Origin of the sequence: Pseudophaeobacter leonis (assembly GCF_002087335.1) — a bacterium.
GTDB classification, from domain to species: Bacteria; Pseudomonadota; Alphaproteobacteria; order Rhodobacterales; family Rhodobacteraceae; genus Pseudophaeobacter; species Pseudophaeobacter leonis.
In genome coordinates, this window is the sequence record NZ_MWVJ01000001.1 from 51,804 (window position 1) to 64,583 (window position 12,780).

The following is a 12,780-nucleotide window of genomic DNA, read 5'->3' on the forward strand; positions in this document are numbered from 1 at the left end:
GTAGAGAGGCTCTGAGATGACAGCTGACCTCAAAGACAGGCTGGTGGCACAGGCCCTGGCGGAGGGTTTTGTCTCATGCAAAATCTGCCGACCTGGTGATGTGCCCGAGGTCCCCGACCGGCTGCAGCAGTTCCTCGACAAGGGCTATCACGGTCCGATGGGCTGGATGGCAGAGCGCAGCCATTGGCGCGGTGATCCCAGCGTTTTGTGGCCCGAGGCGCGCTCGGTCATCATGCTGGCAGAGAGCTATACCCCCGAGGAAGACCCGATGGCGGTTGTCGGCTGCCCGGAGCGCGGTGCTGTGTCGGTTTATGCCCGCAACAAAGACTATCATGATCTGGTCAAGAAGCGTTTGAAACGGCTGGCGCGCTGGCTGATCGACGAGGCCAAAAAGCAGGATGAGACGGCGCAAGTAAAGGTCTTTGTCGACACGGCGCCAGTGCCGGAAAAACCCCTGGGCCAGGCGGCTGGGCTGGGCTGGCAGGGCAAACACACCAATCTGGTGAGCCGGGACTGGGGCAATTGGGCCTTTTTAGGCTCTGTTTTCACCACGCTGGAGCTGCCGGTTGATGAGGCTGAGCCAGATCGCTGTGGCTCTTGCAACTCTTGCCTGACGGCCTGCCCGACCGAGGCCTTTACCGCGCACTACCAGATGGATGCGCGGCGCTGCATTTCCTATCTGACGATTGAGCACAAAGGCCCGGTTGAGGAAGAGCTGCGCAGCAAGCTGGGCAACCGGATTTACGGCTGTGACGACTGCCTGTCAGCCTGCCCCTGGAACAAATTCGCGGTGGCTGCAAGTGATCTGCGCTACGCTGCACGGGCCGAACTGCAGGCGCCAAAACTGGCCGAGCTGGCGGTACTGGATGATGCCGGATTTCGCGCTTTCTTTGCTGGCTCACCTATTAAACGGATCGGGCGGGATCGGTTTGTACGTAATGTGCTTTATGCCATTGGCAACTCAAAGCTGGCTGAATTGCGCAGCGTGGCCGCAGGACTGGCCAATGATCCTGACCCAACGGTTGCCGATGCGGCAGAGTGGGCGGTTCAGCGGCTTTCGTGACGCAAACGGGATGGACGCGTCTGAAATAGACGCTAGACCAGTGTTGCGCAGAAACCGGAGCGGCGAACAGACTGGAGATCACAACATGGCGCTTTTGCTGGGTGTTGATACGGGCGGAACCTATACGGATGCGGTGTTGATCCGCGACGAGGCTGAGGTGATCGCCACGGCGAAATCTCTGACAACCCGTGCCGATCTGGCGATTGGCGTTGGTGGCGCCATTCGCGCCGTTCTGGCGCAATCGGGCTGTGCCGCCTCCGAGGTCTCGATGGCGGCCCTGTCAACCACCTTGGCCACCAATGCGCTGGTCGAGGGGCAGGGAGGCCGTGTTGCCCTGATCTATATCGGATTTGGCGAAAGCGATCTCGAACGCCACGGGCTGAAGGACGCGCTGAAGGGCGACCCGGCGCTGGTGCTGGCAGGCGGTCATAACCACGCGGGTTTTGAGGCGCAGCCGCTGGATGTCGACGCGCTGAGGGCCTTTTTAGAGACACATATGGTGGGTGTTTCCGGTTTTGCTGTGGCTTCGGTCTTTGCCACCCGCAACCCGGCCCATGAGGTCGAGGCCGCCCGAATCATTACAGAGATGACCCAGGCGCCGGTGACCTGCTCGCATCAGTTGTCGGCAAAACTGAACGGCCCCAAACGTGCGGTGACGGCGGTGCTGAATGCGCGGCTGATTGGCATGATTGACCGGCTGATTGGGCGGGCACAGGACACACTGGTGGATCTTGGCGTGACGGCCCCGATGATGGTGGTGCGCGGCGATGGCGCCCTGATGTCGGCCGAGCAGGCGCGCGCCCGGCCGATTGAAACCATCCTCAGTGGTCCGGCCGCCTCGATTGTGGGGGCGCGCTGGATGACCGGCGTGGAAAATGCGCTGGTCAGCGATATTGGCGGCACCACCACCGATGTGGCGCTGATCCGCGATGGCAAGCCGGCCATTGATCCCGCGGGCGCGCAGGTTGGCCCATTCCGCACCATGGTCGAGGCGGTGGCCATGCGCACCACTGGTCTGGGCGGTGACAGCCAGGTGCATCTGCAATCCAGTGGTCTGCAGGGCGGCGTGACGCTGGGGCCGCGCCGGGTGGTGCCTGTCTCGCTGATGGCATCCGAGGCACCAGAGGTGGTGCATGCGGCGCTGGACAAACAGCTCAACGCGCCGGTGGTGGGAGAATACGACGGCAGATTCGTCCGGGCCGTCATCGGTCTGCCGACCGCTGGTCTTGGCGAGCGCGAGTTTGCGCTATTGGGTCGGATTGGCACCGAGGTGCAGCCGCTGGGCGCGATTTTGCGCACACGGATGGAGCAGGGCGCGCTGAGCCGTCTGGTGGATCGTGGTCTGGTGCAGGTTGCGGGCATAACGCCTTCGGACGCCAGCCATGTGCTGGGCCGGGTTGCGGTCTGGGATGGGGCAGCGGCTGAAAAGGCGCTGACGCTGTTTGCCCGCCGCCGGATTGGCAGCGGCGACTGCCTGGCACCGGACGCACAGTCACTGGCGCAGAGGATTGTGGACCAGCTGACCCAGCAGACGGTTTTAACCTTGTTAGAGAGTGCTTTTGTCGAGGAAGACAGCGATTTTGGCTTGGCTACTGCCGAGCTGGCTCGTCATGTTTTGACACAAAAAGGTCTGGCCTCGCATCGGGGCATTCTGGCCTTTGAGACCTCGATGAACATCGACGTCGTCGGGCTGGGCGCCTCTGCACCCAGCTATTACCCAGCGGTGGGAGAGCGGCTGAAATGCCGCATGCGTTTGCCGGAACACGCAGGTGTTGCCAATGCCATCGGTGCCGTTGTTGGCCGTGTCACCATGCGGCGCAGCGGCAGCGTCACCTCCCCAAGCGAGGGAAAATTTCGCGTGCATCTGGACAGTGGGCCGCAGGATTTTGCTTCCTCGCTTGAGGCGTTACAAAGGCTGGAACAGGTTCTGGAACAGCAGGCGCGCACCGATGCCGAAGCAGCCGGGGCCGAAGACATCCACATCCATGTGACGCGGGATATTCGCACTGCCGAGGTTGAGGCGCGTGAGGTTTTTGTTGAGGCCATGCTGACGGTTGAGGCCAGCGGTCGCCCGCGTGTCGCCAGGGACTGATCCCGTAACTAGGGACAAAAGGCCCGCGTCTGCGTGAGGCGGGCCTTTCTGAAATGCGATGATGAAATCTGGCTCTAACCCAGGTTATTCTGCCGCTTCACTGCGTTTGGGCAGCACCCAGTCAGGCCGTGCAAAATGGCAGGTGTGGCCGTTTGGCTGCCGTTCAAGGTAGTCCTGGTGCTCGGGCTCGGCCTCCCAGAAGTCGCTGACCGGCTCGACCTCGGTCACCACCTTGCCGGGCCACAGGCCACAGGCCTCGACATCGGCGATGGTCTCCAGCGCCATAGCTTTCTGCGCTTCGTCCACATAGTAGATGGCGGAGCGATAGCTCATCCCCAGATCATTGCCCTGCCGGTTTTCGGTGGTGGGGTCGTGGATCTGAAAGAAGAACTCCAGCAAATCGCGATAGGATGTCTGGCTGGGATCAAACATGATCTCGATCCCTTCGGCATGGCTGCCGTGGTTCTTGTAGGTGGCATGGGCCACATCGCCGCCGGTATAGCCGACACGGGTTGAGAGCACGCCTTTGCGCTTGCGGATCAGATCCTGCATGCCCCAAAAGCAGCCCCCGGCGAGAACAGCGCGTTCGCTCATGAGTGTTCCTCCACTTGGTTGATGTAGTCTGCGTAGCCTTCGGCCTCCATCTCAGCCGGCGGCACAAAAGCGCAGAGAGGCGGAGTTGATGCAGTAGCGCAGCCCGCCGTGCTCGACGGGGCCGTCGGGAAAGACATGGCCCAGATGGCCGTCGCCATGGGTTGAGCGCACTTCGGTGCGAATCATACCCAGGGCCCGGTCTTCCAGCTCGCTGACATAGGCGGGCTCGATCGGTTTGGTAAAACTGGGCCAGCCGCAGCCCGAATCGTATTTGTCAGCCGAGGCAAACAGCGGCTCGCCCGAGACGATATCCACATAGATGCCGACTTCTTTGTTCGACAGCAATTTTCCAGTGCCGGGGCGTTCGGTGCCGGAGTTCTGCGTGACGTAGAATTCTTCTGCCGACAGGGCAGCAATGGCCGCGGCGTCTTTGGTATATTTGATCATGCTATTCTCCCTCTTGCGCGACCTTTATCTGCGGATCGCTCTGTTCGCTATGGTGCCAAAGATGGGGGGTCGCCGCCAAAATGCAAATGGCATTTCACGCGGCTCGCGCATCTGTGTGGCAACTGCCCCTTTGCTGCAGCCTTATGTCGGAGTCGATGGGGTTTGCGGGCTAGGCGCGGGTGGCTGTTTTTGGATGGACTGGCGCGACGGCTGCACCGCCAGAATCCCCAGGGTGACAATCGCGACGCCCAAAAGATCAAGCAGCCCCAGCTTTTCGCCCAGCATAAAGCTGGCGATGGCGACGCCAAAGACCGGGTTGAGAAAGTGGAACGTCGCGGCCCGAATGGCGCCGATCCGGTTCAGCAGCTTAACCCAGATGAAGGTGGCCATCAGCCCCGGAACAAGAGTGGTATAGGCAAAGGCCAGCCCCAACCGCAGGGTCGGATTGACAAAAATATCTTCGCTCAGGGGGGCGGCGACAAACAGAATGGCAGAGCCGATCAGCATCTGCAGCCCAACCACCATCATAAAGTTTCCGCCCGATGTGGCGCCCCGCAGCGCCAGGGTTGCCACGGTCAGGGCCAGCACGCCAATGACGCACAACAGGATGCCAAAGCCATCCACTCCGGCGTTGATTCGTGTCCCCATAATGAGGGCGACGCCCGCGACACCTGCCATCAGACCAATCAGGCCAAGCGGTTTTATCCGGTCGCCAAAGATGACCCAGGAGGCCAGCGCCACGCACAGCGGCATGGTCGAGGCGAGAATAGCGGCCAGCGAGGCTTCGATCCATTGCATGGCAGCCAAGTTGAGACCGAGATAGAGCGCGTTCTGGCAAATGCCAAAGATCACCGTGGCGCGCCATTGGCCGCGGGTCAGTCGCCAAGTCTGCCCCAGGGCCAGGGCTATGGCGACCCCGAGCAGCCCCGAAATCAAAAACCGCACCGCCAGAGAAAACAGCGGCGAGGCATCCACCACGATGATCCGGGCCGAGGTAAAGGCGGAGGACCACATCAAGGCAAAGGTGAGCCCCATAGCAATTGCGCGAAAATCCATGGCTGGGGCCTTCCAGGGGAATTGTTCTTTGGTAGATGTTTAGCAAGGCAAGGAACGGGTGGAAATGCGTATTCGCGCGATTTCACGTGATTGCGGCGGCGTCAGCGCTAGGACAAAGGCGCGACCAAGCCCAGGTTCAAAATTCTGCCCATACTTCTGGCACAAAAAAGGGCCGCCAGAGGCGACCCTAATCTCGAAAGCTTTGATGCAGGACTATCCTGTCTCAGGCTTCGCCGTTGACGCTGTCTTTCAGAGCCTTGGCAATGGTCATTTTCACAACCTTGTCCGCCTCTTTCATGAATTTCTCGCCGGTGGCTGGGTTGCGCACTTCGCGCTCGGGGCGCTCGCGGCAATAGATTTTGCCAATGCCGGGCAGGGTCACGGCACCGCCGCCAGACACTTCGCGTGTGATCAGGGCGCACACGGCATCCAGAGCAACGCCTGCTGTCTTTTTATCTTCGCCCATTTCCTCAGCCAGAGCTGCAACAAGCTGGGTTTTTGTCATCGGTTTGGACATTCTCAGATCTCCTTAAAACTGCCCGAACTGTGGGGCCTCATCGCGCAACATTATCGTTATGTTGTGTAGGAACACAACGTGTTGTGTAGTGAAAGACCAAGGAAACTAGCGATTTTTCGCAGAAAACGGTGGAAAACTTGTGTCAGAGGAAGGCGGTTTCGTCAAAGGACCGCAGTTTTCGGCTATGTAGGCGTTCCAAAGGCATAGTTCTGAGCTGTTCCATTGCTTTTATTCCGATCTGCAAATGACGCGCAACCTGTGTCTGATAAAAGCCCGAAGCCATGCCCGGCAGCTTTAGCTCACCATGCAGTGGTTTGTCTGACACACAGAGCAGCGTGCCGTAGGGCACCCGAAAGCGATAGCCATTGGCGGCAATGGTGGCGCTTTCCATATCCAGGGCAATGGCGCGCGATTGGTTGAGACGCTGCACCGGGCCGGATTGATCCCTGAGCTCCCAGTTGCGGTTGTCGATCGTGGCCACTGTGCCGGTGCGCATAATACGTTTGAGGTCATAGCCCTCAAACTGGGTGACCTCTGCCACCGCCTGTTCCAGGGCAATCTGGATCTCGGCCAGCGCCGGGATGGGCGTCCAGACGGGCAGGTCGTCATCCAGCACGTGATCCTCGCGCAGGTAGGCATGGGCGAGGACAAAATCACCCAGCGCCTGTGTGTTGCGCAGCCCGGCACAGTGACCCACCATCAGCCAGGCATGCGGGCGCAGCACTGCGATGTGATCGGTGGCGGTTTTGGCATTCGAGGGGCCGACGCCAATATTTACCAGCGTGATGCCGTTCCCGTCCGCCCGCTTCAGATGGTAGGTGGGCATCTGCGGCAGCTTTGCGGTCGCGGGAATTTCCGCCTGCGGATCCCTGATCTCGTGATTGCCGGTGCTGACAAAGCTGACATAGCCCGACTTTGGGTCTGCCAGCTGAGCGCGGGCATAGGCCTCGAATTCAGCCACGTAGAACTGGTAGTTGGTAAAGAGCACATGGTTTTGAAAATGCTCGGGCGCGGTGGCGGTGTAATGTGCCAGTCGCGCCAGCGAGTAATCCACCCGTTGCGCAGAGAACAAGGCCAGCGGCCCAATGCCATCCTCGGATTTATAGGTGCCATTGACGATATCGTCATTGGTTGTCGCGAGATCCGGAACATCAAAGACATCGCGCAGGGTAAAGTCAGCAGCGCCCTCCTACGGCACCGTCAGATCGGGGCGCGAGGCGACGGCAAAATGCACCGGGATGGGCGTCTGGGACGCCATGATGGTAACGGGCTGGCCGTGGTTCTTGATCAACAGCCCGATTTGCCGGATCAGATAGTTGCGAAACAGATCCGGCCTTGTCACCGTGGTGGCATAGGTTCCCGGCGCTGCCACATGGCCAAAGCTGAGACGGCTGTCCACCTGGGCAAAGCTGGTGGTGGTGATGCGGATCTCGGGATAAAAGGCACGAATGCGCTGATCCGCAGGGGCGGGTTCAGCCATGCTGCGCATGAAGGCCTCACAAAGATAATTGGTGGCCTGTGAATAGAGCGCTTCCAGACGCGCCACTGCCGCGGCCGCATCGGTAAAGCTTTCAGGGGCAAAGGTCTCGGGCTGTTGAATCAAAGCTTCGGGTGCCACTGGGGTCATGTTTGTGTCTCTGATACAGGGTCAATGAGTGGTTCTATTACCGGGATCATCTCAAAGCTGCGCACATCGACAAGGCCAAGATCCGAGATCCTCAGTTCGGGAATGACCACCAGGGCCAGCAGGGAATGTTGCATATAGGCGTTGTTCAGAGAGCAGCCACAGGTCTCCATTGCCTCAACCAGTTTTTGCGCCTTGGCGGCGACCTCAGTGGCGGGGCGGGCGGAAATAAAGGCGGCAATCGGCAGCTCACCAGCGCCAGCCCTTTTCCATCCCCGTAGATGGGGATGCCGCCACCGACCGCGGCCAGGCGATTGGCCGCAAGCGCCATTTGTTCGCGGTCGGTGCCAACCACGATCATGTGGTGACTGTCATGCGCCACGGTCGAGGCCATAGCCATTTTGCCGGTATAGCCAAAGCCGGAAACAAAGGCATTGGTGACGCCGCCGGTGGCGCGGTGCCGCTCAACCAGCGCGATCTGGCAGGTCTCGCTGTCTTTTGCCATAGTGGCCTCGACCAACCCGTCATGCACCGGCAGCTCTGCCTTCAGCGCCTTGGTCGGCGCCTGATTTTCCACCATGCCGATGACATTGGCCGTGACCGCATTGGCGCCTTCGGGGGCAGTGATTTCAAAATCCGCGGCAGTCAGCGCATGGCCCAGATGAATGGTGCCACGGGCGCTGTCAGGCCAGTCCAGATGCGGGCAATCCACCGTAATAGAGCCTTTTTCAGCAACAATCTGCCCCCGTGCCATCACCAGCTCAACCGGCAGCTCTGTCAGGTCAGAGGTCAGGATCACATCGGCGCGCCGACCCGGGGTGATCGAGCCGATATCGCGTTCCATGCCAAAATGGGTGGCGGTATTGATCGTGGCCATTTGCAGGGCAATCAATGGGTCACAGCCACAGGCGATGGCGTGGCGCACCACCCGGTTCATATGACCGTCATGCACCAGCGTGCCAGAGTGGCAGTCATCGGTGCAAAGGATGAAATTGCGCGGATCCAGCCCCTTTTCGGTGATGGCGGTGATCTGCGCCTCGACGTCGTACCAGGCAGAGCCGAGACGGACCATGGCGCGCATCCCCTGACGCATCCGGGCGATGGCATCGGCCTCGCAGGTGCCTTCATGGTCGTCGGCCGGCCCACCCGCGACATAGGCGGCAAAATTGCGTCCCAGATCGGGCGAGGCATAGTGGCCACCAACAGTTTTGCCAGCGCGCTGCGTGGCGGCGATCTCTGCCAGCATCTTTGGGTCGGCATTGGCCACACCGGGAAAGTTCATCATCTCGCCCAGACCAACAATGCCGGGCCACTGCATGGCCTCAGCCACGTCTTTGGCAGTGATCTCAAACCCGGTGGTTTCCAACCCCGGCGCCGAGGGCGCACAAGACGGCATCTGGGTGAAGATATTGACCGGCTGCAACAGCGCTTCGTCATGCATCAGACGCACGCCCTCAAGGCCAAGCACATTGGCGATCTCATGCGGGACGGTGCACATCGAGGTGGTGCCATGTGGGATCACGGCGCGGGCGAATTCCGCCGGCGTCAGCATACCGCTCTCGATATGCATATGCGCATCACACAGGCCGGGGATCATATAGCGCCCCCTGGCCTCGATCACCGCAGTGTCAGGCCCCATGCAATAGCTGGCATCCGGCCCGACATAGGCAATTCGGCCCGCAACGATGGCGATGTCGTGATTGTCGAGCACTTCGCGCGTGTGGACATTGACCCATTTCCCCTGGCGGATCACCGTGTCAGCGGGCGCGCGCCCTGCCGCAACATTGATCAATTGTGGGGCGATATCGGGCCAGCTGGGGAATGGTCTATCTGTCATGTGCCAATTGTTATGATTGCTGCGGCAAGTTCAAGCCCCGCAGTGCGGGCTTACGTTAGAAACACCTATCTCAATGACAAGAGGATGACAGGCGGCACCGGGGCCGCACTTAGGGGCTGCACTGGGGGGGCGCGAGGCGGAATTTTTTGATGGTCAAAGCGGCGCTGGAGGTTCAGGCTGGCGGCACGAACGGATTTACAACAGGAGCCTGCGAGATGAGCGTCACGGAACTGCGCCCCAATATGGACCACTGGCAGGCGCGCGCCGATCTTGCCGCCAGCTTTCGCTGGGTTGAACGGCTCAATATGCACGAAGGGGTGGCCAATCATTTCAGCCTGGCGGTGAACGAGGCGGGCACGCAGTTCCTGATGAATGCCAATCAGATGCATTTCGCCCGGATCACGGCCTCGAACCTGTTGTTTCTGGATGCGGACGACCCCGAGCCCATGGCAAAACCCGGCGCTCCCGATCCCACCGCCTGGGGGCTGCATGGCTCTATTCACCGGCTGTGCCCACAGGCGCGCTGCGTGATGCATGTGCATTCGATCCACGCCACGGTGCTGGCCTCGCTGGCCGACAGCAGACTGCCGCCGATTGATCAGAACACCGCGACGTTTTTCAACCGCTATGTGATCGACGATGGCTATGGGGGGCTGGCCTTTGAGGACGAAGGCGCGCGCTGTGCTGCGATGCTGACGGATCCAAAACAAAAAGTCATGATCATGGGCAACCACGGCGTGCTGGTGATCGGCTCTGATCCTGCGGACACGCTGAACCGGCTCTATTATTTCGAGCGCGCCGCCGAGACCTATATTCGGGCCCTGCAGACAGGGCAGAAACTGCGCGTGCTGTCGGATGAAATCGCCGAGAAAACCGCGCGCGAGTTGGAAGACTACCCCAGCCAGGCCGAAGCGCATCTGCGCGAGATCAAGCTGATCCTCGACAGTGAAGGCTCCAGCTACGCCAGCTAAGGTCTGGGCCAAGTTGCTACCCTGTCTTACAGTCGCTACGCTGTGTCGGCCGTTACCCTGTGCCGCTTCGCATCTGGCGCGGGGTGGCGCCAAAGGCGGCGCGATAGGCGCGGGTCATGGCGCTGGGATCCTCATAGCCACTGCGTAGTGCCACCTCTGCCACCGACAGATCAGTCTCTAACACCAGCTTTCTGGCCTGTATCAGCCGCAGATGCCGGTAGATCGCCTGCGGTGTTGCCCCCAGCTGCGCCTTCATCCGCTGTTCCAGGTCCTTGCGATTGCGGCCGATCTGGCGGGCAATCTCAACGATGGTCAGCGGTGTTTCTATATGGGCCTGCATCAGGGCCAGAGCGCGCGCCACAGACCGGCTGCGGGCCAGTATATTGGTCTGGGTGGTGGCAACAGAGGCGGCGTGCGAGGGGGTGATTTCAGGGCTCATGAACAGGGCCGCAACCTCTAGCCGCAACGACTGCCCATGGCGTTGGCCAATCAGATCCAGCATCAGATCAAAGGCCGCCAGTGCGCCGCTGCAGGTGATTCTGTTGCCGTCCTGCACATGGCGCAGGCGCTGGGCCTCGACCTGCGGGAAGGTCTCGGCAAAACTGTCCAGCTCTTGCCAGTGAATAGTGGCGCGCCGCCCCTCAAGCAGATCTGCGGCCGCCAAAAGCCAGGCACCAGCGTCAAAGCCCGCCATGATCGTGTAATGTGTTGCTGCCGCACGCAGGGCGCGATTGCTGGTGTCATCGACAAAGTGGCGGTAGCGATAGCTTGGCATGGCCACCAACATGTCACCCTGACAGCCGCTGAGCGCCCCATGCGGGGTCACCTCCATCCCAGAGGATGACACCACGGGCGCGCCATCCAGCGTCAGAAACCGCCAGGCATAAACCTGCCGCCCCGCCAGCGTATTGGCAGCGCGCATCGGCTCTACCGTATTGGCCAGGCAGTGACCTGAGAAATCATCAAACAGCAGCATATCTATCTGCTGCAGTGCAGCGTGATCTTTCACCCAAGTCGGCATGATATTGTCCATCTGTGCATGAAGCGACTTTAGCGCGAGGCTAAGCTGTTCAGCAAGCCAGTGAGAAGGACAGGTGCGATGCAGTTTGGCATGACAGAAGAACAGGCAATGATCGTCGAGACGACACGCGCCTTTGTGGAAAAAGAGCTCTACCCGCATGAGCTTGAGGTCGAGCGCAGTGGCCATCTGCCCATGGAGCTGATCAAGGAGATCCAGGCCAAGGCGATGGCGGCGGGGCTGTATGGCGCCAATATGCCGGAAGAGGCCGGCGGTGCTGGCCTCGATACCCTGAGCTGGCTGATGTATGAAAAAGAGCTGGGCCGGGCCAACTATGCCCTGCACTGGACCTGCGTTGCGCGGCCCTCAAACATCCTGCTGGCCGGGACGGATGCGCAGAAAGAGCAATACCTCTACCCCTGCATGAAAGGCGAGAAATGGGACTGTCTGGCGATGACAGAGCCGGGGGCAGGCTCGGATCTGCGCGGCATGACGGCCTCGGCCAAACGCGATGGCGACGACTGGATTTTGAACGGCACCAAGCATTTCATCAGCCACGCGGATATCGCTGATTTCTCGATTGTCTTTATGGCGACGGGCGAAGAAGAGACGCCGCGCGGCCCCAAAAAGCTGATCACCGCCTTCTTTGTCGACAAGGGCACGCCGGGCTACTCGGTGCGCGATGGCTACCGCAATGTGAGCCACCGGGGTTACACCAATGCGGTGCTTGAGTTTGACGACTGCCGCCTGCCGTCCTCGGCCATTTTGGGCGAGGTGCACAAGGGGTTTGACGTAGCCAATACCTGGCTGGGCGCCACCCGGCTGCAGGTGGCAGCCACCTGTCTGGGCCGGGCGGAACGCGCGCTGCAGCACTCGGTGGAATACGCCGCTGAACGCAAGCAATTTGGCCAGCAGATCGGCAAATTCCAGGGAGTTTCCTTTAAGCTGGCCGATATGGCGCTTGAGCTGAAGGCGGCCAATTTGCTGACCTGGGAGGCCGGCTGGAAATTTGATCAGGGCACAGTGACCGAATCGGATATGTCGATGGCCAAACTGAAAGCCACCGAGATGCTGGCGATGGTGGCCGATGAGGCCATCCAGATCCACGGCGGCATGGGTCTGATGGACGAGCTGCCGCTTGAGCGTATTTGGCGCGATGCCCGCGTTGAACGCATTTGGGAGGGGACGAGCGAGATCCAACGTCATATCATCAGCCGCGAAATGCTACGCGCGCTTGGAGGCTGACAGATGACCACGACCACTGCCCACAAACCAAAGGTGACCATCACCTATTGTATCGGTTGCAACTGGATGCTCAGGGCGGCCTGGATGGCACAGGAATTGCTTTCGACCTTTCAGGACATGCTGGGGGCGGTGACGCTGGTGCCCGGTGAGGTGGGTGGGATCTTTGAGATCACGGTGGAAGATGAGCTGATCTGGGAACGCAAACGCGACGGGGGCTTTCCCGATGTAAAAGAGCTCAAGACACGCGTGCGCGACCAGATCAACCCGCAACAGGACCTCGGCCATCTGGACCGGTCCCCAGGGAATGAATAGACAC

General features: G+C 60.4%; 9 protein-coding genes and 3 pseudogenes. 5 read left to right on the forward strand and 7 right to left on the reverse strand.

Features of this window, described 5'->3' with window-relative positions:
- Positions 1-16 precede the first annotated feature (16 nt).
- Both queG and B4968_RS00240 read left to right on the forward strand, forming a co-directional pair.
- On the forward strand, positions 17-1,063 hold the full coding sequence (gene queG / locus B4968_RS00235) for a tRNA epoxyqueuosine(34) reductase QueG (protein WP_083095699.1): 1,047 nt from the start codon (positions 17-19) through the stop codon (positions 1,061-1,063).
- An 85-nt stretch (positions 1,064-1,148) separates the two neighbouring features.
- A complete protein-coding gene (locus B4968_RS00240; protein WP_083095701.1) occupies positions 1,149-3,155 on the forward strand; it encodes a hydantoinase/oxoprolinase N-terminal domain-containing protein in 2,007 nt (668 codons plus the stop codon).
- A gap of 84 nt (positions 3,156-3,239) precedes the next feature.
- Here B4968_RS00240 and msrA read toward each other — a convergent pair whose 3' ends face one another.
- The 6 genes and pseudogenes from msrA to B4968_RS00270 all read right to left on the reverse strand — a co-directional run bounded on the left by msrA (position 3,240) and on the right by B4968_RS00270 (position 9,230).
- Positions 3,240-3,749 (reverse strand): peptide-methionine (S)-S-oxide reductase MsrA, encoded by a 510-nt coding sequence (msrA, locus tag B4968_RS00245; protein WP_083095702.1) that lies wholly within the window; start codon positions 3,747-3,749, stop codon positions 3,240-3,242.
- Positions 3,746-4,196: pseudogene (gene msrB / locus B4968_RS00250) on the reverse strand (peptide-methionine (R)-S-oxide reductase MsrB). Before msrB ends, msrA begins: the two are co-directional and overlap by 4 nt.
- Before the next feature lie 141 nt (positions 4,197-4,337).
- Positions 4,338-5,252 (reverse strand): DMT family transporter, encoded by a 915-nt coding sequence (locus tag B4968_RS00255; protein ID WP_083095704.1) that lies wholly within the window; start codon positions 5,250-5,252, stop codon positions 4,338-4,340.
- A gap of 223 nt (positions 5,253-5,475) precedes the next feature.
- Complete coding sequence (locus B4968_RS00260) at positions 5,476-5,769, reverse strand: HU family DNA-binding protein (protein ID WP_083095706.1); 294 nt, start codon at positions 5,767-5,769, stop codon at positions 5,476-5,478.
- 142 nt (positions 5,770-5,911) lie between these two features.
- Positions 5,912-7,396, reverse strand: a pseudogene (locus tag B4968_RS00265) (AMP nucleosidase).
- Positions 7,393-9,230: pseudogene (locus B4968_RS00270) on the reverse strand (adenine deaminase). The pseudogenes B4968_RS00265 and B4968_RS00270 overlap by 4 nt, the downstream one beginning before the upstream one ends.
- A 215-nt stretch (positions 9,231-9,445) precedes the next feature.
- Here B4968_RS00270 and B4968_RS00275 point away from each other — a divergent pair.
- Entirely contained in the window at positions 9,446-10,201 is a 756-nt protein-coding gene (locus B4968_RS00275) for a class II aldolase and adducin N-terminal domain-containing protein (RefSeq protein ID WP_083095846.1), read from the forward strand.
- A gap of 52 nt (positions 10,202-10,253) precedes the next feature.
- Here the strand turns inward: B4968_RS00275 and B4968_RS00280 are convergent, their stop codons facing one another.
- Positions 10,254-11,222: a GlxA family transcriptional regulator gene (locus B4968_RS00280; protein WP_083095847.1), complete on the reverse strand. Its 969-nt coding sequence runs from the start codon at positions 11,220-11,222 to the stop codon at positions 10,254-10,256.
- A gap of 78 nt (positions 11,223-11,300) precedes the next feature.
- On the opposite strand from B4968_RS00280, the gene B4968_RS00285 reads away from it, so the two are divergent.
- Positions 11,301-12,464, forward strand: coding sequence for an acyl-CoA dehydrogenase family protein (locus B4968_RS00285; protein WP_083095707.1), 1,164 nt, complete (start codon positions 11,301-11,303; stop codon positions 12,462-12,464).
- A gap of 3 nt (positions 12,465-12,467) precedes the next feature.
- Positions 12,468-12,776, forward strand: a complete 309-nt coding sequence (locus tag B4968_RS00290) for an Rdx family protein (protein WP_083095709.1) — start codon at positions 12,468-12,470, stop codon at positions 12,774-12,776.
- Positions 12,777-12,780: the final 4 nt, after the last annotated feature.

Coding starts and splice junctions, on each gene's coding strand:
- queG (WP_083095699.1), top strand. CDS start 17: ATGACAGCTGACCTCAAAGACAGGCTGGTGGCACAGGCCCTGGCGGAG.
- B4968_RS00240 (WP_083095701.1), top strand. CDS start 1,149: ATGGCGCTTTTGCTGGGTGTTGATACGGGCGGAACCTATACGGATGCG.
- msrA (WP_083095702.1), bottom strand. CDS start 3,749: ATGAGCGAACGCGCTGTTCTCGCCGGGGGCTGCTTTTGGGGCATGCAG.
- B4968_RS00255 (WP_083095704.1), bottom strand. CDS start 5,252: ATGGATTTTCGCGCAATTGCTATGGGGCTCACCTTTGCCTTGATGTGG.
- B4968_RS00260 (WP_083095706.1), bottom strand. CDS start 5,769: ATGTCCAAACCGATGACAAAAACCCAGCTTGTTGCAGCTCTGGCTGAG.
- B4968_RS00275 (WP_083095846.1), top strand. CDS start 9,446: ATGAGCGTCACGGAACTGCGCCCCAATATGGACCACTGGCAGGCGCGC.
- B4968_RS00280 (WP_083095847.1), bottom strand. CDS start 11,222: ATGCCGACTTGGGTGAAAGATCACGCTGCACTGCAGCAGATAGATATG.
- B4968_RS00285 (WP_083095707.1), top strand. CDS start 11,301: ATGCAGTTTGGCATGACAGAAGAACAGGCAATGATCGTCGAGACGACA.
- B4968_RS00290 (WP_083095709.1), top strand. CDS start 12,468: ATGACCACGACCACTGCCCACAAACCAAAGGTGACCATCACCTATTGT.